Below are 19,645 nucleotides of genomic sequence, written 5' to 3'. Positions count from 1 at the left end.
CCACCCTCCGGTCGGGAACCGGGCAGCGTCCGTCGTCCGGGCCGCCGCGGCTCGCTCGCTCCGCTCGCTCATTGTCGTACTACTTCCGCAGCTCGATGACGGTCTTGCCGATACGGATCGGCGCGCCCAGCGGAACTGGTGTCGGGGTGGTGAGCCGGGTCCGTTCCAGATACGTGCCGTTGGTGGACCCGAGATCCTCGACGATCCACTGGCCGTCACGGTCCGGGTAGATCCTGGCATGCCTGCTGGACGCGTAGTCGTCGTCCAGCACGATCGTTGAATCGTGGGCCCGGCCCAGGGTGATGGTCTGGCCCTGGAGCGCGACCGTGGTGCCTGTGAGCGTGCCTTCGGACACGACCAGCTTGGTGGGTGCCCCCCGGCGCTGTCGGCCGGACTGCTGGCGCTGCTGGGGCGGCGCCGCTTGTTGTTGTTGGCGGCCCTGTTGCGGGCGCGCGTCGGCGGCAGTGCGGCGTGAGCCGCGCTGCGTGACGCGCGTTCCGAACAGGTCGCTGCGGATGACCTGAACGGCCACGATGACGAACAGCCACAGAACAGCCAGGAAACCTAGCCGCATGACCGTCAGGGTCAGCTCTGACATGGCCCCCGCTTCACCCTTCGGCTTGCCGGTAAACGATGGTGGTGCTGCCCACGACGATCCGCGAGCCGTCGCGGAGCGTAGCGCGGGTGGTGTGCTGCCCGTCTACCACGATGCCGTTGGTAGACCCGAGATCCTGGATCGTCGAGGGCGTTCCGGTCCGGATCTCACAGTGCCGGCGCGAGACGCCGGGGTCGTCGATCCGCACGTCGGCGTCGGTGGATCGTCCCATCACCAACGTCGGGCGGGAGATCTGATGGCGGGTGCCGTTGATCTCGATCCAGCGCCGCGTCCGGGCGTCCGGCAGGGAGCCGGGCGCGGCCGGCGGGCGCCGGTCGTCCGTGGGGGCCGGGGGCCGTCCGGCGCCGGGCGGCGGGGCCGCGGGCATCGGCGGAGCGGCGCTCGGGGGGTAGCCGTAGCCGCCGGGAGCCCGCGGGGCGGCGGGCCGCCCGGCCGCGGGCTGCGAAGGGGCCGACGGGTCCTGCTGTGACGAACTCGACGCCAGCGTGCGGCTGCGGACCCGGTAGAGCCCGGTGTCGAGGTCGTCGGCCTTCTCCAGGTGGACCTTGATCGGTCCCATGAAGGTGTAGCGCTGCTGCTTGGCGTAGTCGCGCACCAGGCCGGAGAGTTCGTCGCCCAGCTGGCCGGAGTACGGGCTGAGCCGCTCGTAGTCGGGCGTGCTGAGCTCGACGATGAAGTCGTTGGGGACGACGGTCCGTTCGCGGTTCCAGATCGTCGCGTTGTTGTCGCACTCGCGCTGGAGGGCGCCGGCGATCTCGACGGGCTGCACCTCGGACTTGAAGACCTTGGCGAAGGTGCCGTTGACCAGCCCCTCGAGGCGCTGCTCGAAACGCTTCATGACCCCCATGGGGCACCTCCTCCGGTGTCATCGTCCCTGTACTGCTTACTGATCGTATCCACGCGTAGGGAAATCGGCTGGTTCCCCTTGTCTGGCCTGTGGATGAGTGTCACCTCTCACACGGATCGTAGAGGTGGCCTCCTCACAGTGTCCCGCACCCGGGACGCACTCTGGAGGAGTGGGGGCGATGGTTCGGGGTTCCCGCTTCCCCTCCGGAAGGCGGCGAAACAACGGATGTGAATCCACCCTGTCCACCGTGCTAATCTTCCGTTTGTCGCCAGGCGCTCGCACCACACGGTGAGGGAGCCCGGAAACACCACTTATGCGCGAGTGGCGGAACGGCAGACGCGCTGGCTTCAGGTGCCAGTGTCCTTAGGGACGTGGGGGTTCAAATCCCCCCTCGCGCACCATCGGGACAGAGAACGTCAGTGTCCTGGTAGCACCGACGAAATGGTCGGCATCGTGATGACGATGCCGACCATTTCGCTTTTGCCGCTGGTCGCAGGGCGTGCGGCCCTGACGGGCGACTCCGTCGGCTCCGGCCTCGCGGACCGTCACGGCCTCACCGGCGTTGACCTCTCCGCCGCGGTCGGGCCCGTCGTCGCGGGCCGCTCGGCCGTCGGACCGTCCTCGCGGTGCTCGCGCCGCGACGGCGTCAACCGCTGCCACCGGCGCCGGCCCGCTACGGGGCGGGCGTGCGGGTTCGGTGGGCGTGGGGTCTGGTCGGGCGTGCGGGTTCGGTGGGCGTGAGGTCTGGACGACGACCGTGGGGCCGCGGTTCGTTCTTCCGCGACGGGTCCTTCGTCGTTCCGTTCCGTGGTTCGATGCGGGGTGCCCGTGGTGGCCCTTGTCTCCCGTGTTCTCGGCGGGCCGTCTTTCCGGCGGTGTTTTCGACGGTCGGGAGGGGTACGGACAGGCGGGTAGGGATGAGGCGGCAGCGGTTGCCCGCGGGCGGTGATCCACCGGATGCGGGCACGGTTTCCGGACAGACCGATAGCCGGTGCGACGGCGCACTTGCATACGCTGGCCACAGAGGTTGGATCGACGGCGACTCGGCGGTGAAGGGCTGAGCGCACAGAACGTCCCGGAGGCAGGAAATGGCGAAGCAGGCTCGCGCGGTCCAGACGTGGCGGTCGATCGTTGACGCCGCGGCGAGTGTCTTCGACGACTACGGCTACGAGCGTGCCGCCATCTCGGAGATTCTCCGTCGCGCCAAGGTCACCAAGGGCGCCCTGTACTTCCACTTCGCCTCCAAGGAGGCCATCGCGCAGGCGATCATGGACGAGCAGACCTCCACGGTCGAGTTCGAGCAGGAGGGATCGCCGCTGCAGTCCCTGGTGGACGGCGGCCAGCAGTTCGCTTTCGCCCTGCGCCACAACGCGATGGCCCGGGCCGGGACCAGGCTCTCCATCGAAGGCGTCTTCCTCGGCGGGCCGCATCCCTGGAGCGACTGGATCGACGCGACGGCCCGGATGCTGGAGCTGGGGCAGGAGCGGGGCGAGGTCTTCCCACAGATTGACCCCATGGTGTCGGCCAAGATCATCGTCGCTTCGTTCACCGGTATTCAGCTGGTCTCGGAGGCCGACTCCGGCCGGGCTGATCTGCGCGAACAGGTGGCGGAGATGTGGCGCCACATCCTGCCGTCGATCGCTCATCCCGGAGTCATCGCCCACATCAAGCCCGAGGGCCGGGTGGATCTGGCGGCCCAGGCACGGGAGAAGGCGGAGCGGGAGGAGCAGGAGGCCCGGAGCGCCGCCGCGGCGAAGGACGCGGCCTCCGATCCGGCGACGGACGCGGACTCCCGGTCGGGCGGAGCGGGGCTGCGGGGCGGTGAATCCAGCCGAGGTATGCGGGCTGGGCAGACGGCTGACGAGGCCGACGAGGAGCCCGCAGGCGCCGGGGTGGCGGCCGGAGGGGCCGTCTGATCCCCTCGTCGAGCGTGCTGTGTTTCACGTGAAACGCCCGATTCATCAGAGAATCAGGGTCGTCATGCGGCAGGGCTGCGGAGCTTCTGGGAGCTTCGCAGCCCTGCGGCGTTTGCGCGGTCTTCTACGGTCCTGTGGTTCAGACGGCGAGGCGGGTGGCGAGAGCCTTCGCCTTCTCTCGAGCGTCGTCGAACGCCTTGGTGCGGGAGGCTTCGGCGAGCGGGACCAGTTCGGCCATCGACGGCTGCGAGGAAGCGAGCGTCAGCTCCGGAACGATGAAGTCCACCTCGGCCGAGAACATGCCCGCGAACACCTTCTCCAAGTAATTCTGGACAAATTCGAAGCTCTCGCGCGGGGTGCCCGGAGCGTATGAACCGCCGCGGCTGGCGACGACGGTCACCGGGGTGCCGGCGACGGGGGAGTCGGGTCCCACGTTGTGGCCGACGATGATCACCTGGTCCAGCCATGCCTTGAGGGTGGACGGGATCGTGAAGTTGTACATCGGCGCGCCGATCAGGACGGCGTCCGCCGTGGCCAGTTCCTCGGCCAGTTCCCGGCGCAGCGGGTCGTCGGCGCCCGCGGCCGCCGCGCCGGCGTCCAGGTGGGGCAGCGGGTCGGCGGCGAGGTCGCGATGGACGACGGTGCCGTCCGGGTGCTGCTCGCGCCAGGCATGGACGAACGCCGCGGTGACGTCGCGAGAGACGGAGCCCTGAGGGAAGACGGCGGAGTCGAGGTGCAGAAGCGTGGCCATGGGGATCTCCACAGTGAGCGAAAGGGACGAGTGCGGTCCGGTGAGACCTCGCGGCGTCCGTAGCGAATCCATTCAGTACGTAACTACTAATAGCATAGTTGCTTATTTTTTGTAAGCTCCCAACGCCGGCGCAGTACTCTAGGGGTATGGCGGATCACAGCGAGCAGGCATGTCGGCGGGTCGATGGGGGGATCAGTCGCGTCTTCGAGTTGCTCGGCAAGCGCTGGACCGGCCCGATCGTCTCGGTGTTGCTGCAGCGGCCGGTGCACTTCGCCGAGCTGCGCCGGGCGATTCCGGGGATCAGCGAGCGCATGCTCTCGGACCGGCTGACCGAACTCGGTGCGGCCGGTCTGGTGCTCCGCGAGGTAGACGAGGGCCCGCCCCTGCGCGTCGCCTACCGCCTCACCGAAGCCGGTGCCGCGATGGAGCCCGCGCTCAAGGAGCTCGGGCGGTGGGCGGACGCCTATCTGGCGCCGGACACCGAAACGGGCTGCTGAACGGGCCGCCGGCGCTCCGTCGTGGCCGCCGGCGGATGACTAGCGGAGGTCCGGGGTTCCGGAGCCGTTGTACCGCAGCAGGTAGTCCGCGAAGCGGGCCAGGTCCTCGGCCGTCCAGTCGGCCAGTCGCTCCTGATACGCGGCCCGGCGGCTCGCCTGGGTGGCGGTCAGGGCGCGGGTGCCTGCCTCGGTGGGGTGCAGGACCTGGATGCGGTGGTCGGCGGGGTCCGGGTGGCGCTCGATCAAGCCGAGCTTCTCCAGGTTCGAGATCTGCCGGCTGACCGTCGACTTGTCCAGCATGTAGTGCGTCGCCAGGTCGGTGGCCCGGCAGCCGTGCCGGTCGTCGATGTGCGCCAGCAGTGTGTAGGAGACCAGGGGCAGCGCCGGATGCATCCGCGCCGCCGCGGCCCGCGCCCGGCGCGCGAAAGCGGTCAGCTCGCGCTGGATGACCTCAAGCGCTTCCTCGCGCTCGCTTCCGCTGGTGGTGTTCGACACGGATCCGCTCCCGGAGTCGGATTGTTTTCCCGGATTCAAGTTGTAGAATACAACGAGTCGGTAGTTGTAAAAGCCAACCATAGGAGATCGTTCGGATGTCCGCAGGCTCTCGTACCGCTTCCGGGTCCACCGCCGGGGCGCTGCGCCATGTGCTGGGTCACCTCCTCACGCCTCTGTTGATGTGCGTCGGCATGGGGCTCGCCTATCTGGGGGCCTTCCACGCCCCGCAGCCGCACGATCTGCGGGTGGACGTCGTCGGCTCGGGCGCGAGCGCGCAGGTGCTGGCCCAGAACCTGCAGGACCAGGCGGACGGGGCGCTGAGCGTACGGACGGTGGCGGACCGCTCCACGGCCGTGGAGCACCTCAGGACGCAGGCCAGCTACGGGGCGTACCTGCCCGGCGGGAGCCCCGAACTGGTCGTGGCCACCGCCTCGTCGGACACCAGCGCCACCGTCGTCGAGAAGGTCTTCACTCGGGTCGCGGCGGAACAGGGCGCTCCGCTGAAGGTGACGAACGTGACGCCGACCGCGGACGGCGATCCGACCGGGCAGGGCATCTTCTTCCTGCTGGTCGCGATCAGCATCGGTTCGTACGCCTCGGTCGCCGTGATCGGCGGTGCGGGCGGTGTACTGCCGCTGCGGATCAGGGCCGCCCTGGTGGCCGGCGCCTCGCTCGTGGTCAGCCTGATCGGCGCGGCGTTCGCGGGTCCGCTGTTCGGTCTGGTCGATCACGGCCTGGCCGGGCTGTGGGCGCTGGCCTGGCTCTACTGCGCGGGCATCCTGCTGATCGGCGTCGGGCTGCACACCTTCTTGAAGCGGTGGACGACGCTCGGAGTGATGGTCCTGTTCGTCATGCTCAACTTCACGAGCTCCGGCGGCATCTTCCGACCCGAGCTGCAGCCCGGATTCTTCGGCTGGCTGCACTCGTTCTGGAACGGCGCGGGCTTCATCGAGGGAGTGCGCAGCCATGTCTACTTCGGCGGCCATGCGCTCGGCGGACATGTGCTCGTCCTGGCCCTCTGGTTCGTCGCGGGGCTGGCGGTGCTGGGCCTCGCCGGCCTGGCCGAGTCCCGCGGGCGGGCCGAGTCGTCCGGCGAGGGTGCGTCGCCCGAGGCGGCGGTGCGGACCTCCGAAAAGGACATGGAGGAAGAGCTGGAGGAGGCGGTCGGCGTCTGACCGGACCGTGGTCCTCCGCAGTCGTCCACAGGGTGCGAGGCTGATTGTCCACAGGCCCGGCGGTGATGCGGGCATCGGCGGTACCGTCGTGCCCGGTCGCTGGTGGACAGGGCCGCTGGACGGCCGGACGGCCGGGCAGCTGGAAGCGGTACGAGGCGGGGGAGGCGACGCTCCATGAGCGGAACCGGGGCGACGACGACTGAGCGGCGGGCTGCGGGGGATGATCTGCGCATTCCTGTCGTGCCCGGGTTCGCCCGGCGTGGGGCCGCGAGTTCGCCGAAGGCGGCGGGCAAGGCGCTCCGCGCCCGCGTGCCGCGCTCCTCGCACGCCTCGCTGGTCCTGCCTCCGGGACGGCCCGACGCGGTGCGGGCCGTCGAGGAGTCGAACCGCGGGCGGGTGCCGGGCCTGACACCGATACGGGTGGGCCGGATGGCGGCCACCCCGTTCGCCTTCCTGCGGGGTGCGGCCGGACTGATGGCCCATGACCTGTCGGGCAGCCCCGTCACCGGGGTGGGCGCGCAGCTCTGCGGCGACGCGCACGCGGCCAACTTCGGCCTCTACGGCGATGCCCGGGGCAGCCTGGTCATCGATCTGAACGACTTCGACGAGACCGCTTTCGGGCCGTGGGAGTGGGACCTCAAGCGCCTCGCGACCTCCCTCGTGCTCGCGGGCCGTGCCGCCGGCGCCGACGAGGACACGTGCCTCCGGGGCGCGTACGACGCCGTCGGCGCCTACCGGCGCACGATGCGGCTGCTGGCCCGGCTGCCCGCCCTCGACGCCTGGAACGCCATCGCGGACGAGGAACTCGTCTCGCACACGGACGCACGTGACCTGGTCGGCACCCTGGAGCGGGTCTCGGAGAAGGCCCGCAACAACACCAGCGCCCGCTTCGCCGCCCGCTCGACCGAGGAGTGCCCCGACGGCGGCCGGCGCTTCGTCGACTCCCGGCCCGTGCTGCGCCGGGTGCCGGACGCCGAGGCCGCGGCCGTGGCCGCCGGGCTCGGTGACTATCTCGCCACCGTCTCCGAGGACCGGACGCCGCTCCTGGCCCGGTACGCGATCCACGACGTCGCCTTCCGCGTGGTCGGAACCGGCAGCGTGGGGACGCGGTCGTACGTGGTGCTGCTGCTCGACCACCGAGGCGAGCCGCTGGTCCTCCAGGTGAAGGAGGCCCGCCCCTCGGTGCTCGCCCCCTATCTGCCCGCGGTCGGTTTCGATGTGCCGGAGGTGGCGCACGAGGGCCGCCGGGTGGTGCTCGGGCAGAAGCGGATGCAGGTCGTCAGCGACATCCTGCTCGGGTGGGCGGACGTCGACGGCAGGCAGTTCCAGGTCCGGCAGTTCAGGAACCGCAAGGGCAGCGTGGACCCCGCCGCGCTCGCCGCCGACCAGGTGGACGACTACGGGCGGATGACCGGCGCGCTGCTCGCCCGGGCGCACGCGCACAGCGCCGACCCCCGCCTGCTGGCGGGCTACTGCGGCAAGAACGAGGAGCTCGACGGGGCGGTGGCCGCCTTCGCGGTGACGTACGCCGACCGTACGGAGGCGGATCACGCCGAACTGGTGCGGGCGATCAGGGCGGGCAGGCTGACCGCCGAGTTCGGTATATGACCGGTTGGTGAGGTGGTGGCCCCGGGCCCGGGTCCACCGGGTGTGCGGGGCCGCCGGGCCGGGGCCATACGCTGGACGGGTGACCGACGAAGCCGCCGGGGTGCCGACCACCCGGAACGACGAAGACCGGCAGGACCACCACCGGCAGGACCACACCCGGCCGGAACCGCCCCGGGCCGAACCCGGCGCGCCGGACGTGCCGGAGCCGGACGCACCGGAGACACCGGACCGTTCCGGTGGGGCGGCCGCGGCCGGGGAGCACGCCGGGCCCGAGGATGCCGCGCCGCGCCCCGAGGCGCGCCTGGCCAGGGCGGTGCAGGTCGCCGAGCAGGCGTTGATCGAGTTCGAGATCGCGGTGGAGACCTTCCGGGTGGAGGTCGAGAACTTCTCCCGGCTGCACCATCAGAGGCTCGGCCCGATGTACACCCGCCTCGACGAGCTGGACGCGCTGATCGCCGAGGCTCGGGCCGCCAGGACCGGGGACCCGGAGGACGAGCGCAGGGCGCGGGAGGCGCGGGCGGTCGTCATGCCGATGCCCGGGGTCGACGAGATGTTCCACGACTGGATGGACAGCGACGGGCTGTCTCCCGAAGCAGCGGCCATGCTCACCGAGCAGCAGGTCCGGCCGCCGAAGCGGGTCAGGCCGAGCGAGGAGGCGCGCAAGCTCTACCGGGAGCTGGCCCGCAAGGCGCACCCGGACCTCGCCCAGGACGAGCCGGAGCGGCAGCGCCGGGACGAATTCATCGCCCGGGTGAACGCCGCCTACGGGCGGGGCGACGTCGAACTGCTCAAGGAGCTCGTGGCGGAGTGGGCGGCCGGCCCGGCGCAGCCCCTGAGCCCGCTGAGCGAGAGCGAGGAGCTCTACGCCCGGCTGGAGTGGCTCAGCCGGCGCAAGGAACTGCTGACCGTGCTCGCCAAGGAGCTGGAGGAGGGTGCGATCGGCTCGATGCTGCGGATGGCCCCGGACGACCCCGACCAGCTGCTGGAGGACATCGCTGAGCAACTGCTGGGCGAGGTGTCCCGGCGGGAGGCCGAGCTCGCGGAGATGGTGCAGTAGCGTTCCGGGTGACCCCGCCGCGTATGTACGAGGCCCAAGACCGCACGAGAGAAGGCATGACCCATGAACTTCGCCCCGCTGCCCTCCGTGGACGCCGCGGCGGTGCCGTCGGACGGCTTCGTCCTGGACGTCCGTGAGAACGACGAGTGGGCAGCCGGTCACGTCGAGGGGGCGCTGCACATTCCGATGAGCGACTTCGTGGGCCGGTTCGGCGAGCTGACCGAGGCCGCCGGGGACGACCGGCGGGTACACGTGATGTGCCGGGTCGGGGGCCGGTCGGCCCAGGTCACCCAGTACCTGGTCCAGCAGGGCATCGACGCGGTGAACGTCGACGGCGGCATGCAGGCGTGGGACGGCGCCGGACGCCCGATGGTCACGGACAACGGGACGCCCGCCTTCGTCCTCTGAGCCGAGCCCTCCCGCCCGGCGACGCCCCGCCCGCCGAACTCCGCGAACTCCGCGAACTCCGCCGAGGTCCGTCGGTCGCGGCTCGGCGGCTGGCGTCAGCCGAGGGGGTGCGCGGCCAACAAGTCGCCCAGGGCCTCCTCGTGGGCGGCGGCCGGGCCGAGGGAGAGCTCGATCTGTTTCGCCCAGGCGTGGAAGCGGTGCAGCGGGTAGTCCGTGTCCGCGCCGAAGCCGCCGTGCAGATGCTGTGCGGTCTGTACGACGCGGCGGACGCCGTCGGAGGCCCAGATCCTCGCCACGGCGACATCGCCCGCGACGGGCAGCGGGCCCCCGGCTTCGGCCGATATCCGCCAGGCCGCCTGCCAGAGCGTCGCCTCCATCGCCCGCAGATCGGTGTACCGGTCGGCCGCCTGGACCGCCACCGCCTGGAAGGTGGCGACCGGGAACCCGAACTGTTCGCGCCTGCCGGTGTAGTCGGCGGTCATCGCGAGCACCCGCTCGCCCAGCCCGAGCGCGAGCGCGCAGGTTCCCGTGATGAGCAGGGAACGCAACCACTCCCAGCAGCCCGCCGTATATCGATCAGCTCGCGCGCCTCCACGCGCACCGCGTCGAGCCGGACCTCGGCCAGGCGTTCACCGCTGGTAAAGACCTGGCCCGCCAGGGTGACGCCCTCGCGGGTACGGCGCACGAGGGCCAGGACCGGCCCGCCCCCGGCGGTGTGCGCGGGAATGGCGATCCAGTCGGCCGCCTGGGCCCAGGGGACCGCGGACTGCACCCCGTCGAGCACCCAGCCGGAGCCCTCTACCGGAGCGTCGGCCTCTCCGTCGCCCTGCCCGTACGGCCGTGCCCTCACGGCGAGTTCGGCCGGATCGTGACCGCTGCGCCCGTTGGCGCCGACCGTCAGGATCAGTTCGCCCCGCCCCGCCCGGGGAAGCAGGTCCGCAGCTAGGTCGCCTCCGCCGTACCGCTGCACCGCCATCGCGACGGCGCAGCTCTCCAGCAGCGGGACCCTGGCCAGCACTTTGGCCGACTCCCGCAGGACCAGGCAGAGCGCGATGGGGTCGAGGCCCGCGCCCCCGTGGTCCGGCGACAGAGTGAGTCCGAGCAGGTCCGTGCGCGCCAGCTCGTTCCACAGCTGCCGGTCGATGTCCTCCGCCACGGCGCCCCGGGTCAGGGCGGGGCTGGGAGCTCGGTCGGGTGCGATATCCGAGAAGACCGCCCTGGCAGCCTCGACCGCCGCCTGCTGTTCCTCGGTGAAGGCGAAGTCCACTGCCCTTGCCTCCCGTTTGCACGTTGGCTCGCCGGCGGCAGTCAAGATAGAACACGTTCTACAAGAAGGGAACAGCGCCGGGGGTACGGCCTCCATCGGCGACCACGGGCGACCACGGGCAGCCGCGGGCAGCCGCTGGCGGCCGCTGGCGGCCATCGGCGGCCTCGGCAGTGCCGGCGGCTCCGGGCGGCGGCCCGGCTTGGACAGCCTCAGGTCGGAACGCGCCCATGGCCTCAGCGGTCCGAACGGTGACCTCGGCGGTCGAGCGGACCCGGTGGCCTCAGCGGTCGAAGTCCAGCTCCACCTCCGGGGTGAGCGGATGCGACTGACAGGCCAGTACGAAGCCCGCCCCGGTCTCCTCCGGCTCCAGCGCGAAGTTGCGGTCCATGCGGACCTCGCCCGACACGAGGAATGCCCGGCAGGTCCCGCACACCCCGCCCTTGCAGGCGTACGGAGCGTCCGAACGTCTCCGCAGCACCGTCTCCAGCAGGGATTCGGAGTCCTGTACGGGCCAACTGCCCGAGCGGCCGTGCAGGGTGGCCGTCAGCACGGAGTCGGAGGGGGTGGCGACGTCGGCCACCGGCACGTCGGCGGGAGCTTCGTCGACGTGGAAGATCTCCTGATGGACCCGGGAACGGTCGACGCCGAGCGCGCGCAAAGCCTTCTCCGCGCCCCGTACGAGGCCGAGCGGCCCGCACAGGAACCAGCCGTCCACCTCGGGCACCGGAAGCAGAGCGGGCAGCAGGCCGGTGAGCCGGTCGGCGTCCAGTCGCCCGGAGGGGAGCCCCGCTGACTGATCCTCCCGGGAGAGGGCGGTGACCAGCTGGAAGCGGTCCGGATGCCGGTCCTTGAGGTCGGCCACCTCGTCGAGGAACATCGTCGAGGCTGCCGTACGGTCACTGCGGATCAGGCAGAACCGCGCCTCCGGCTCCCGGTCGAGCAGCGTTGCCGCCATCGACAGCACCGGGGTGATGCCGCTGCCGCCGACCACGGCCGCGAACAGGCCCGGGCGCGGCTTCAGGACGAAGCGGCCCATCGGCGGCATGGCCTCCACCTGGTCCCCGACGGCCAGTTCCTTCAGGGCGTACGTGGAGAACGAACCGCCCTCGACCCTGCGGATGCCCACGCGCAGCACCGGGTCGCCGGGTCGCTCGGTGGCCGGTGCGCAGATCGAGTACGAGCGGCGGATCTCCTGGCCGTCCACGGTGTAGCGCACGTTCAGATGCTGACCGGGAGTGTGGCGGAAGGTCTCGCGCAACTCGGCGGGCACGGCGAGGGTGACGGCCACCGCGTCGTCCGTGATCCGTTCGATCGCGCTGACCCGGAGCGGATGGAACATCTACAACTCCTTGAAATGGTCGAACGGCTCACGGCAGGCGACGCAGCGGCGCAGGGCCTTGCACGCCGTGGAGGAGAACCGGCTGAGCAGCTCCGTGTCCGTGGAGCCGCAGTGCGGGCAGCGCACCGACAGAGTCAGCGGCACGGGGCCTCCGTCGGGGCCCTGGGGGCGCGGCGGAGCGATGCCGAACGCGGCGAGCTTGCGCCGCCCTTCGGCGCTGATGTCGTCCGTCGACCAGGCCGGCGCCAGGACCGTGACCACGGAGACCTCCGGTACGCCGTGGTCGTGCAGTATCCGCTCGATGTCGGCGGACATGGCCTCGATCGCCGGGCAGCCGGTGTAGGTGGGGGTGAGATGCACGGTCACCCGGCCCGTGCCCTCCACCCGCACGTCCCGCAGAACGCCGAGCTCCGCCAGGGACAGTACGGGGAGCTCGGGGTCGGGCACGGAGCCGGCGAGGCCACGCAGCTCCGCCTCCAGCCGGGTGTCGGTCACCATGACGCGCCCGGATGGCTGCGGTGCAGGTGCTGCATCTCGGCGATCATGCGGCCGAACGGCTCCGTGTGCAGACCTTGGCGGCCCGCGCCCGCCGCCCAGCCCCCGGATTGCGGGCCCGCCGGGAGGGCCAGACCCGCACGCTCGACGACATCGGTGACGGCGGCGAGCCAACTGCTCCGCAGCGCACCCCAGTCGACACCGGACTCCGGGGAGTCGAGTCCTTCGACCGGCTGGAACATCTCCCCGGTGAACCGCCACAGCGCGTCCAGGCCGTTCTGCATCCGGACGTGGCTTTCCTCCGTGCCGTCACCGAGCCTCAGGACCCATTGTTCGGCGTGGTCACGGTGGTAGGCCACCTCCTTGACGGCCTTGCCGGCGAGGCCGGTGAACTCGCCGTCCCCGGCCGCCAGTCGCTCGTACAACAGGTGCTGGTAGACCGAGAAGTAGAGCTGCCGGGCGATGGTGTGGGCGAAGTCCCCGTTCGGCTGCTCGACCAGCTGGAGGTTGCGGAAGTCCCGCTCCTCGCGGAGGTAGGCCAGCTCGTCCTCGTCGCCGACGAGGGAGAGCAGCACCCGGGCCTGTCCCAGCAGGTCGAGGGCGATGTTGGCCAGGGCCACTTCCTCCTCCAGGACGGGGGCGTGGCCGGCCCACTCCCCCAGCCGGTGCGAGAGCACCAGCGCGTCGTCGCCGAGGGCGAGTGCGGCGCTCACAGGTGCTTCACCCCGTCCGGGATCTCGTAGAACGTCGGGTGGCGGTAGGGCTTGTCGCCGGCCGGCTCGAAGAAGGAGTCCTTCTCGTCGGGTGAGGAGGCGGTGATCCCGGTGGACGGGACCACCCAGATCGAGACGCCTTCCGATCGGCGGGTGTAGAGGTCGCGGGCGTTGCGCAGGGCCATCTCGGCGTCCGGCGCGTGCAGGCTGCCCGCATGGGTGTGGGACAGTCCGCGCCGCGAGCGCACGAACACCTCCCACAGAGGCCAGTCGGTCGAGCTGCTCATGCCGTCTCCTCCCCGAGCCGCGCGGGCGCGCTGTTCTGTGCCGATGCCGATGCCGATGCCGATGCCGATGCCGATGCCGATGCCGATGCCGGGGTCCGGGGCGGTGCCTGGACGGACGGGGCGGCCGCTGCCGCCGGAGGGTGCTTGGCGGCGTACGCGGTCGCGGCGTCCCGGACCCAGGCGCCCTCTTCATGGGCCCTGCGCCGCTGGGTGATCCGCTGTTCGTTGCACGGGCCGTTGCCCTTGAGGACCGCCTGGAACTCGTCCCAGTCGATCGCTCCGAAGTCGTGCCGGCCGAGTTCTTCGTTCCACCGGATGTCGGGGTCCGGGAGCTCCAGGCCCAGCGCCTCGGCCTGGGGCACGCAGATGTCCACGAAGCGCCGGCGCAGCTCGTCGTTGGAGTGCCGTTTGATCTTCCACGCCATGGACTGCTCGGAGTGCGACGAGGCGTCGTCGGGCGGGCCGAACATCATCAAGGAGGGCCACCACCAGCGGTTCACCGCGTCCTGGGCCATGGCGTGCTGGGCCTCGGTGCCGCGGCTGAGCGCGAGCAGCAGCTCGTACCCCTGGCGTTGGTGGAAGGACTCCTCCTTGCAGATCCGGACCATCGCGCGCGCGTAGGGGCCGTAGGAGCAGCGGCAGAGCGGCACCTGGTTGGTGATCGCCGCCCCGTCCACCAGCCAGCCGATCGCGCCGACGTCGGCCCAGGTCAGCGTGGGGTAGTTGAAGATCGACGAATAGCGCTGGCGGCCCGCGTGGAGCTTGTCGAGCAGCTCCTCGCGGCTGGTGCCCAGAGTCTCGGCGGCGCTGTAGAGATACAGACCATGGCCTGCCTCGTCCTGCACCTTGGCCATGAGGATCGCCTTGCGGCGCAGCGAGGGCGCCCGGGTGATCCAGTTGGCCTCGGGCTGCATGCCGATGATCTCCGAGTGGGCGTGCTGGGCCATCTGGCGGACGAGTGTCGCCCGGTAGGCGTCGGGCATCCAGTCACGCGGCTCGATTCGCTCGTCCGCCGCCACGGCGGCGTCGAAGGCGGCGATGCGCTCCGCGTCCATCGGGTCCACCGCGTTCGCCGCCTCAGCGGTGCCGAGCGCCTTCTGCGTCGTCTGGTCCGCAGTCACTGCCGCCATTCCGGGCTCCCTACCGACCGATCGTTCGGTTCCTTGCTTCAATGGTGAGTCGGAGGCCCGTAGGGTGTCAACCCTGTGGATAACTGAGTGGCGATCGACGGTGGGCGGGGCGGGATGGATTCGGACCACGACGGGAGTTCCGTGAGCGGGCGGAAGGACGCCTGGCCGCAGTCTCTGAACCGGCCCGCACAGGCGCCGGAAACCGCCGGAGCCATACCGCGGACGCCATCGCCGCCGGCGGGGGCGCCTCCGCCCACGGGCCGGGGCATAGCCGGGCTCTCCCTCCCCTACCAGGTGGTCGCGGCCCTGGCGCTGTCCCTGATCGGCCTGCTCGCCTGCACGCAGGTGGCCATGGTCTTCCTGCACGTCGCCCCGTCCAACACGCTGTCCAAACAGCACGGGAAGACGATCGACCGCTGGATCTACCCGGAGTTCGAGCAGAACTGGAAGCTCTTCGCGCCCAATCCGCTTCAGCAGAACGTCGCCGTCCATGTGCGGGCCGACGTGGTGGGGGTCGACGGACGCCGCACCACGAGGTGGATGAATCTGACCCACGAGGACGGCAAAGGGGTACGCGGCAGCCTCTTCCCCAGCCATGTGGACCAGAACGAGCTCCGCCGGGGCTGGGACTTCTACATCAATTCCCACGACGGCGAGAACCGTCCCAACGGTCTGCGCGGAGACCTCTCCGAGCGCTACGTGCGGCGCATCGCGATGCTGCGGCTGAGCGAGCGCGACTACGGCGGCACCATCGAGCGCATCCAGCTCCGCTCCGCCACCAGTTCCATCGCCCCGCCCCCCTGGAGCGACGAGAAGATCAGCACCCGGCCCGTCTACCGGGTACTCCCCTGGTGGACCGTGACTCCGGACGATCTTCCCGCGCGTGACGCGGAGCCGAACCGGGAGGAGTCCCGCGCCGTGCAGGGCACGGACGAGGCTCACGGCGTGGAGGAGAGCCAGTGACCATCCCCTCGCCCGCGTCTCCACAGAACACGCCCCCACAGAACACGCCCCCACGGAAAACGTCCCCACAGAAAACGCCTCCGGAGAACGCGTCGCCGCCGAACGCGTCCGCACGGAACTCGGCCGAACAGCCCGGAGGCGGTCGGCAGGTCGAGACCCGCCCCGGCGGTCCGGGCGGTCCCGCTCGTGCCCTCCAGCGCGTCACCGCCTCGGCCCTCGGCCCCTACCAGAGCGCCGTCGTCCGGATCGGCTTCGCCGCCACCTACCTCTGCTTCCTCCTCCGCGAGCTGCCGAACCGCCACGAGCTGTACGGCCCGGACAGCCCGTGGCACTGGGACCTGGCCCGTCGGCTCACGGACGGCAACGAGGCTTTCTCCGTCCTGATGTGGACGGACAGCACGGTCTGGTTCGAGGCCGTGTACGTCCTGACCCTGCTGTCCGCGGCGGCACTGATGCTCGGCTGGCGGACCCGGACCATGTCGGTCCTCTTCATGGTCGGCGTGCTCTCGGTGCAGAACCGCAGCATCTTCATGGGCGACGGCGGCGACAACGTCGTCCACCTCATGGCGATCTATCTGGTGCTGACGCGCTGTGCCCAGGTCTGGTCGCTGGACGCCCGGCGCGCGGTGCGCGGCGCCCAACGCGCCGCGGCGGGACTGGCGCCGCCCCGGGACGTCGTGGGCCCGGTGCTCTGGGTGGTCCTCGGCGCCGTCCTCGTGGCGGCCACCCTGATGGAAGGTCTCGGCGGCACCTGGTGGCTCCCCGCTCTGCTGTGGACGATCTGGCTCTCCGCCGCCGCCTGGTGGGCCGTGAACCGTTACGTGCCGCACGGCGAGCCCCGCACGCTGCTCGACGTGCTAGCCAACCTCGCGCACAACGCCACGCTCGCCGTGATCATGGCCGAGGTCTGTCTGATCTACGCGACCGCCGGCTGGTACAAGATCCAGGGATCGCGCTGGCAGGACGGCACCGCGCTCTACTACCCGCTCAACCTCGACTACTTCTCCCCGTGGCCCGCCCTGTCGGACATCCTGGGCGCGAGCGGGCTGATGGTGATGGTGCTGACGTACGGCACGGTCATCGTGCAGGTCGCCTTCCCCTTCACGCTGTTCAACCGGCGCGTCAAGAACATCCTGCTGATCGCGATGATCTGTGAGCACGCGGGGATCGCCCTGCTGCTCGGGCTGCCTTTCTTCTCCATGGCGATGATCGCGGCCGACGCGGTGTTCCTGCCGACGGTCTTCCTCATGTGGCTGGGCGCCCGGGTCACGACCGGGAGGCGGCGGTTGCTCTCCGCGCTGCCCGGCCGGTGGCGGAAGCCCGGCGAACCCGGGGTGCCCGGCGCCGCGCACGGACCTGCGGACCCGCCGGGGCCCGCTCCGGCGAAGGGCGGCCACGGCGGTACGGAGGAGCCCCGGCTCCAGGACGGCGGCGGGGGCCATACGCTCGTCGGGTGAGCAGTGAGACCGGCAGCGCCCAACAGCCCCCAGCAGCGACGGAACCCCTCCCGGCGGACCAGGCGGGCTCCGCCCAGGAGGGCCCCCTCCAAGTGGGCACCGTCCAGGAGGAGCCCCTTCAGTACGACGACGGCTACGGCCAGACGATCGGCGTCGGGCCGCACCCGCTGCCCTGGCCCGAGGGCGAGCACTACGACCCCGAGCTGCTGGCCCAGGGCGACCGGCGCAACGTCGGTGACGCGTACCGCTACTGGACGCGGGAGGCGATCATCGCCGATCTCGATCTGCGGCGGCACGACTTCCACGTGGCCGTGGAGAACTGGGGCCACGACTTCAACATCGGCTCGGTGGTGCGGACCGCCAACGCCTTCCTGGCCAAGGAGATCCACATCGTGGGCCGCCGGCGCTGGAACCGGCGAGGCGCCATGGTCACCGACCGCTACCAGCACGTGCGCCACCACCCCGACACCGCCGACCTGACCGCCTGGGCGGCAGCCGAGGGGCTGCCGATCATCGGGATCGACAACCTCCCCGGCGCGGTGCCGCTGGAGCGCACGGAGCTGCCGCGCCGGTGCGTCCTGTTGTTCGGGCAGGAGGGCCCGGGTCTGACCGAGGAAGCACGCGAGCACGCCTCGATGGTGTGCTCGATCGCGCAGTTCGGCTCGACCCGGTCGATCAACGCCGGGGCCGCCGCGGCCATCGCGATGCACGCGTGGGTGCAGCGCTACGCCGACGTCCCCGATCCCCGCCGCTAGGGCGTGCCCGGGCGGATCAGGGCCGGGTCCGCGACTCCTGGCACGCCCTGGGCCCTCCCTGTGCGGCGTCTACGCCTGGCGGCGCACCTCCACCACGCGGAAGCGGTTGGCGACGAAGGCGCCGTCGCACAGGGCCGCGTTCGCGGCGGGGTTGCCGCCGGAGCCGTGGAAGTCGGAGAAGGCGGCGGTCTGGTTGACGTAGACGCCGCCGGTCAGGTTCAGCGAGAGCTGGGCCGACTCGTCCAGGCAGACGTCCTCGATCGCACGCTCCACCTCGGGGGAGGTGGTGTAGGCGCCGACCGTCATCGCTCCCTTGTCGCGGATCGTGCGGCGCAGCAGGTCCAGGGCTGCGGACGTCGACTCCACGGCTACGGCGAAGGACACCGGTCCGAAGCACTCCGAGAGGTGGGCAGCGCCGTCGTCGGTCTTGGTGCCGTCGAGCTTCACGATGACCGGCGTACGGACGACCGCGTCGGGGAATTCGGCGTTCACGACCGCCCGCGAATCCAGCGCCACCTCGCCGAGCTGTCCGGCCGCCTCCACCCGGGCCCTGACGTCCGGGTTGACCAGCGCGCCGAGCAGAGCCGACGCGCGGGCGTCGTCACCGAGCAGCCCGGTGACGGCCGCCGCGATGTCGGCGACCACGTCGTCGTAGGACTTGGCGCCGTCGTCGGTGGCGATGCCGTCCCGGGGGATCAGCAGGTTCTGCGGAGTGGTGCACATCTGGCCGCTGTACAGCGAGAGGGAGAACGCCAGGTTGGCGAGCATGCCCCGGTAGTCGTCGGTGGAGTCGACGACGATCGTGTTGACCCCGGCCTTCTCCGTGTAGACCTGGGCCTGGCGGGCGTTCTCCTCCAGCCAGTCACCGAAGGCGGTGGAGCCGGTGTAGTCGATGATCCGGATCTCGGGGCGGACGGCGAGAGTCTTGGCGATGCCCTCGCCGGGCCGCTCGGCGGCCAGCGCGACGAGATTCGGGTCGAAGCCCGCCTCGCTCAGCACCTCGCGGGCGATGGACACCGTGAGGGCCAGCGGAAGCACGGCGCGCGGATGCGGCTTGACCAGCACCGGGTTGCCCGTGGCGAGGGAGGCGAAGAGGCCGGAGTAGCCGTTCCACGTGGGGAACGTGTTGCAGCCGATGAGCAGCGAGATGCCGCGGCCGGAGGTGATGAACGACTTGTGCAGCTTCAGCGGATCGCGCTTGCCCTGCGGCTTGGACCAGTCGGCGGTCTCCGGGGTGCGGACCTGCTCCCGGTAGGCGTATGCCACGGCCTCCAGACCACGGTCCTGGGCGTGCGGTCCGCCCGCCTGGAACGCCATCATGAAGGCTTGGCCGCTCGTGTGCATCACGGCATGGGCCAGTTCATGGGTGCGGGCGCTGATCCGCGCCAGGATCTCCAGACACACCAGGGCCCGGATCTCCGGACCGGCCGCCCGCCAGGCGCCCGTGCCGGCCTTCATCGCCGGAAGCAGGACGTCCGGATCGGCGTGCGGATACTCGACGCCGAGCTCCGGCCCGTACGGCGAGACCTCGCCGCCGGCCCAGCCGTCGGTGCCCGGCTGCCCGAGGTCGAGCCGGGTGCCCAGCAGGGCGTCGAAAGCGGCCTTGCCCTCGGCGGCTCCGAGACTGCCCGGGGCGCCGCCCTCTCCGTACGCCTTGGGGTGCTCCGGGTGCGGTGACCAGTACGCGCGGCTACTGATCACGTCGAGCGCCTGGTCGAGCGTGGGCCGGTGGGTCTCGGACAGCTGCTGGGGGGTGAGCGCGGCCATGGCGGACCAACTCCTCATCGAGCCGGGCGGGGACGTACGGACGGAGTTAGAGTAACCGAACGATCGGTCGGGACAAGGGGCCCCGGGCAACCTGTGGACAAC

Annotated in this window: 19 protein-coding genes, 1 tRNA gene and 1 pseudogene; 10 read left to right on the top strand and 11 right to left on the bottom strand. The window is 71.1% G+C overall.

Annotated features, from left to right (window positions below):
* Window positions 1-79 precede the first annotated feature (79 nt).
* Both ACIQMU_RS12745 and ACIQMU_RS12740 read right to left on the bottom strand, forming a co-directional pair.
* Window positions 80-598: an FHA domain-containing protein gene (locus ACIQMU_RS12745; protein ID WP_050359810.1), complete on the bottom strand. Its 519-nt coding sequence runs from the start codon at window positions 596-598 to the stop codon at window positions 80-82.
* A 10-nt stretch (window positions 599-608) separates the two neighbouring features.
* Window positions 609-1,463, bottom strand: a complete 855-nt coding sequence (locus ACIQMU_RS12740; protein ID WP_352239261.1) for a DUF3662 and FHA domain-containing protein — start codon at window positions 1,461-1,463, stop codon at window positions 609-611.
* Window positions 1,464-1,778: 315 nt separating this feature from the next.
* Here ACIQMU_RS12740 and ACIQMU_RS12735 point away from each other — a divergent pair.
* Together ACIQMU_RS12735 and ACIQMU_RS12730 are read left to right on the top strand one after the other, a co-directional pair.
* A tRNA-Leu gene (locus ACIQMU_RS12735) sits at window positions 1,779-1,864 on the top strand.
* A gap of 687 nt (window positions 1,865-2,551) precedes the next feature.
* Window positions 2,552-3,379: a ScbR family autoregulator-binding transcription factor gene (locus ACIQMU_RS12730; protein ID WP_352239262.1), complete on the top strand. Its 828-nt coding sequence runs from the start codon at window positions 2,552-2,554 to the stop codon at window positions 3,377-3,379.
* Between the two features lie 139 nt (window positions 3,380-3,518).
* On the opposite strand, the gene ACIQMU_RS12725 is transcribed toward ACIQMU_RS12730, so the two are convergent.
* The gene (locus ACIQMU_RS12725; protein WP_352239263.1) at window positions 3,519-4,130 is read right to left on the bottom strand and encodes an NAD(P)H-dependent oxidoreductase; all 612 of its coding nucleotides are present in this window, start codon (window positions 4,128-4,130) and stop codon (window positions 3,519-3,521) included.
* 146 nt (window positions 4,131-4,276) lie between these two features.
* Here ACIQMU_RS12725 and ACIQMU_RS12720 point away from each other — a divergent pair, with 146 nt between their 5' ends.
* A complete protein-coding gene (locus ACIQMU_RS12720; RefSeq protein ID WP_352239264.1) occupies window positions 4,277-4,627 on the top strand; it encodes a helix-turn-helix domain-containing protein in 351 nt (116 codons plus the stop codon).
* Window positions 4,628-4,666: 39 nt separating this feature from the next.
* On the opposite strand, the gene ACIQMU_RS12715 is transcribed toward ACIQMU_RS12720, so the two are convergent.
* Entirely contained in the window at window positions 4,667-5,122 is a 456-nt protein-coding gene (locus ACIQMU_RS12715; RefSeq protein ID WP_352239265.1) for a MarR family winged helix-turn-helix transcriptional regulator, read from the bottom strand.
* A gap of 95 nt (window positions 5,123-5,217) precedes the next feature.
* Here ACIQMU_RS12715 and ACIQMU_RS12710 point away from each other — a divergent pair, with 95 nt between their 5' ends.
* The 4 genes from ACIQMU_RS12710 (at window position 5,218) to ACIQMU_RS12695 (ending at window position 9,370) form a co-directional block, all read left to right on the top strand.
* Window positions 5,218-6,297, top strand: coding sequence for a hypothetical protein (locus ACIQMU_RS12710; protein WP_402688841.1), 1,080 nt, complete (start codon window positions 5,218-5,220; stop codon window positions 6,295-6,297).
* Window positions 6,298-6,606: 309 nt separating this feature from the next.
* A complete protein-coding gene (locus ACIQMU_RS12705) occupies window positions 6,607-7,905 on the top strand; it encodes a DUF2252 domain-containing protein (RefSeq protein WP_402688867.1) in 1,299 nt (432 codons plus the stop codon).
* A gap of 79 nt (window positions 7,906-7,984) precedes the next feature.
* Window positions 7,985-8,962 carry a J domain-containing protein gene (locus ACIQMU_RS12700; RefSeq protein WP_402688840.1) on the top strand — a complete coding sequence of 326 codons (978 nt, stop codon included), beginning with the start codon at window positions 7,985-7,987 and terminating at the stop codon, window positions 8,960-8,962.
* 63 nt (window positions 8,963-9,025) lie between these two features.
* Window positions 9,026-9,370 (top strand): rhodanese-like domain-containing protein, encoded by a 345-nt coding sequence (locus ACIQMU_RS12695; RefSeq protein WP_352239268.1) that lies wholly within the window; start codon window positions 9,026-9,028, stop codon window positions 9,368-9,370.
* Between the two features lie 95 nt (window positions 9,371-9,465).
* Here the strand turns inward: ACIQMU_RS12695 and ACIQMU_RS12690 are convergent.
* The 6 genes and pseudogenes from ACIQMU_RS12690 to paaA form a co-directional block, all read right to left on the bottom strand.
* Window positions 9,466-10,637, bottom strand: a pseudogene (locus ACIQMU_RS12690) (acyl-CoA dehydrogenase family protein).
* Between the two features lie 280 nt (window positions 10,638-10,917).
* On the bottom strand, window positions 10,918-11,976 hold the full coding sequence (locus ACIQMU_RS12685; RefSeq protein WP_352239269.1) for a 2Fe-2S iron-sulfur cluster-binding protein: 1,059 nt from the start codon (window positions 11,974-11,976) through the stop codon (window positions 10,918-10,920).
* Window positions 11,977-12,474, bottom strand: a complete 498-nt coding sequence (paaD, locus tag ACIQMU_RS12680) for a 1,2-phenylacetyl-CoA epoxidase subunit PaaD (RefSeq protein ID WP_352239270.1) — start codon at window positions 12,472-12,474, stop codon at window positions 11,977-11,979.
* Window positions 12,468-13,184: a 1,2-phenylacetyl-CoA epoxidase subunit PaaC gene (paaC, locus tag ACIQMU_RS12675; RefSeq protein WP_352239271.1), complete on the bottom strand. Its 717-nt coding sequence runs from the start codon at window positions 13,182-13,184 to the stop codon at window positions 12,468-12,470. Before paaC ends, paaD begins: the two co-directional genes overlap by 7 nt.
* The gene (gene paaB, locus ACIQMU_RS12670; RefSeq protein ID WP_007447213.1) at window positions 13,181-13,471 is read right to left on the bottom strand and encodes a 1,2-phenylacetyl-CoA epoxidase subunit PaaB; all 291 of its coding nucleotides are present in this window, start codon (window positions 13,469-13,471) and stop codon (window positions 13,181-13,183) included. The genes paaC and paaB overlap by 4 nt, the downstream gene beginning before the upstream one ends.
* Window positions 13,468-14,601: a 1,2-phenylacetyl-CoA epoxidase subunit PaaA gene (gene paaA, locus ACIQMU_RS12665; protein ID WP_402688839.1), complete on the bottom strand. Its 1,134-nt coding sequence runs from the start codon at window positions 14,599-14,601 to the stop codon at window positions 13,468-13,470. The genes paaB and paaA overlap by 4 nt, the downstream gene beginning before the upstream one ends.
* Before the next feature lie 114 nt (window positions 14,602-14,715).
* On the opposite strand from paaA, the gene ACIQMU_RS12660 reads away from it, so the two are divergent.
* The 3 genes from ACIQMU_RS12660 to ACIQMU_RS12650 are packed head-to-tail and all read left to right on the top strand — an operon-like array spanning window position 14,716 to window position 17,776.
* On the top strand, window positions 14,716-15,564 hold the full coding sequence (locus ACIQMU_RS12660; RefSeq protein ID WP_402688838.1) for a DUF5819 family protein: 849 nt from the start codon (window positions 14,716-14,718) through the stop codon (window positions 15,562-15,564).
* Complete coding sequence (locus ACIQMU_RS12655; RefSeq protein WP_402688837.1) at window positions 15,561-17,021, top strand: HTTM domain-containing protein; 1,461 nt, start codon at window positions 15,561-15,563, stop codon at window positions 17,019-17,021. The genes ACIQMU_RS12660 and ACIQMU_RS12655 overlap by 4 nt, the downstream gene beginning before the upstream one ends.
* Window positions 17,018-17,776 (top strand): TrmH family RNA methyltransferase, encoded by a 759-nt coding sequence (locus tag ACIQMU_RS12650; RefSeq protein WP_352239275.1) that lies wholly within the window; start codon window positions 17,018-17,020, stop codon window positions 17,774-17,776. The genes ACIQMU_RS12655 and ACIQMU_RS12650 overlap by 4 nt, the downstream gene beginning before the upstream one ends.
* 69 nt (window positions 17,777-17,845) lie before the next feature.
* On the opposite strand, the gene paaN is transcribed toward ACIQMU_RS12650, so the two are convergent.
* On the bottom strand, window positions 17,846-19,543 hold the full coding sequence (gene paaN, locus ACIQMU_RS12645) for a phenylacetic acid degradation protein PaaN (RefSeq protein ID WP_352239276.1): 1,698 nt from the start codon (window positions 19,541-19,543) through the stop codon (window positions 17,846-17,848).
* Window positions 19,544-19,645 lie beyond the last annotated feature (102 nt).

This window comes from Streptomyces sp. NPDC091649 (assembly GCF_044756785.1).
In the GTDB taxonomy this organism is placed as follows: Bacteria; Actinomycetota; Actinomycetes; order Streptomycetales; family Streptomycetaceae; genus Streptomyces.
Note: the sequence above shows the minus strand (reverse complement) of the source record. Positions and strands in the feature narration are given on the sequence as shown.

Excerpts from the sequence above, each read along its gene's own strand:
- ACIQMU_RS12745 (WP_050359810.1), bottom strand. The coding sequence starts at position 598 with ATGTCAGAGCTGACCCTGACGGTCATGCGGCTAGGTTTCCTGGCTGTT.
- ACIQMU_RS12740 (WP_352239261.1), bottom strand. The coding sequence starts at position 1,463 with ATGGGGGTCATGAAGCGTTTCGAGCAGCGCCTCGAGGGGCTGGTCAAC.
- ACIQMU_RS12730 (WP_352239262.1), top strand. The coding sequence starts at position 2,552 with ATGGCGAAGCAGGCTCGCGCGGTCCAGACGTGGCGGTCGATCGTTGAC.
- ACIQMU_RS12725 (WP_352239263.1), bottom strand. The coding sequence starts at position 4,130 with ATGGCCACGCTTCTGCACCTCGACTCCGCCGTCTTCCCTCAGGGCTCC.
- ACIQMU_RS12720 (WP_352239264.1), top strand. The coding sequence starts at position 4,277 with ATGGCGGATCACAGCGAGCAGGCATGTCGGCGGGTCGATGGGGGGATC.
- ACIQMU_RS12710 (WP_402688841.1), top strand. The coding sequence starts at position 5,218 with ATGTCCGCAGGCTCTCGTACCGCTTCCGGGTCCACCGCCGGGGCGCTG.
- ACIQMU_RS12695 (WP_352239268.1), top strand. The coding sequence starts at position 9,026 with ATGAACTTCGCCCCGCTGCCCTCCGTGGACGCCGCGGCGGTGCCGTCG.
- ACIQMU_RS12685 (WP_352239269.1), bottom strand. The coding sequence starts at position 11,976 with ATGTTCCATCCGCTCCGGGTCAGCGCGATCGAACGGATCACGGACGAC.
- paaD (WP_352239270.1), bottom strand. The coding sequence starts at position 12,474 with ATGGTGACCGACACCCGGCTGGAGGCGGAGCTGCGTGGCCTCGCCGGC.
- paaB (WP_007447213.1), bottom strand. The coding sequence starts at position 13,471 with ATGAGCAGCTCGACCGACTGGCCTCTGTGGGAGGTGTTCGTGCGCTCG.
- paaA (WP_402688839.1), bottom strand. The coding sequence starts at position 14,601 with ATGGCGGCAGTGACTGCGGACCAGACGACGCAGAAGGCGCTCGGCACC.
- ACIQMU_RS12660 (WP_402688838.1), top strand. The coding sequence starts at position 14,716 with ATGGATTCGGACCACGACGGGAGTTCCGTGAGCGGGCGGAAGGACGCC.
- paaN (WP_352239276.1), bottom strand. The coding sequence starts at position 19,543 with ATGGCCGCGCTCACCCCCCAGCAGCTGTCCGAGACCCACCGGCCCACG.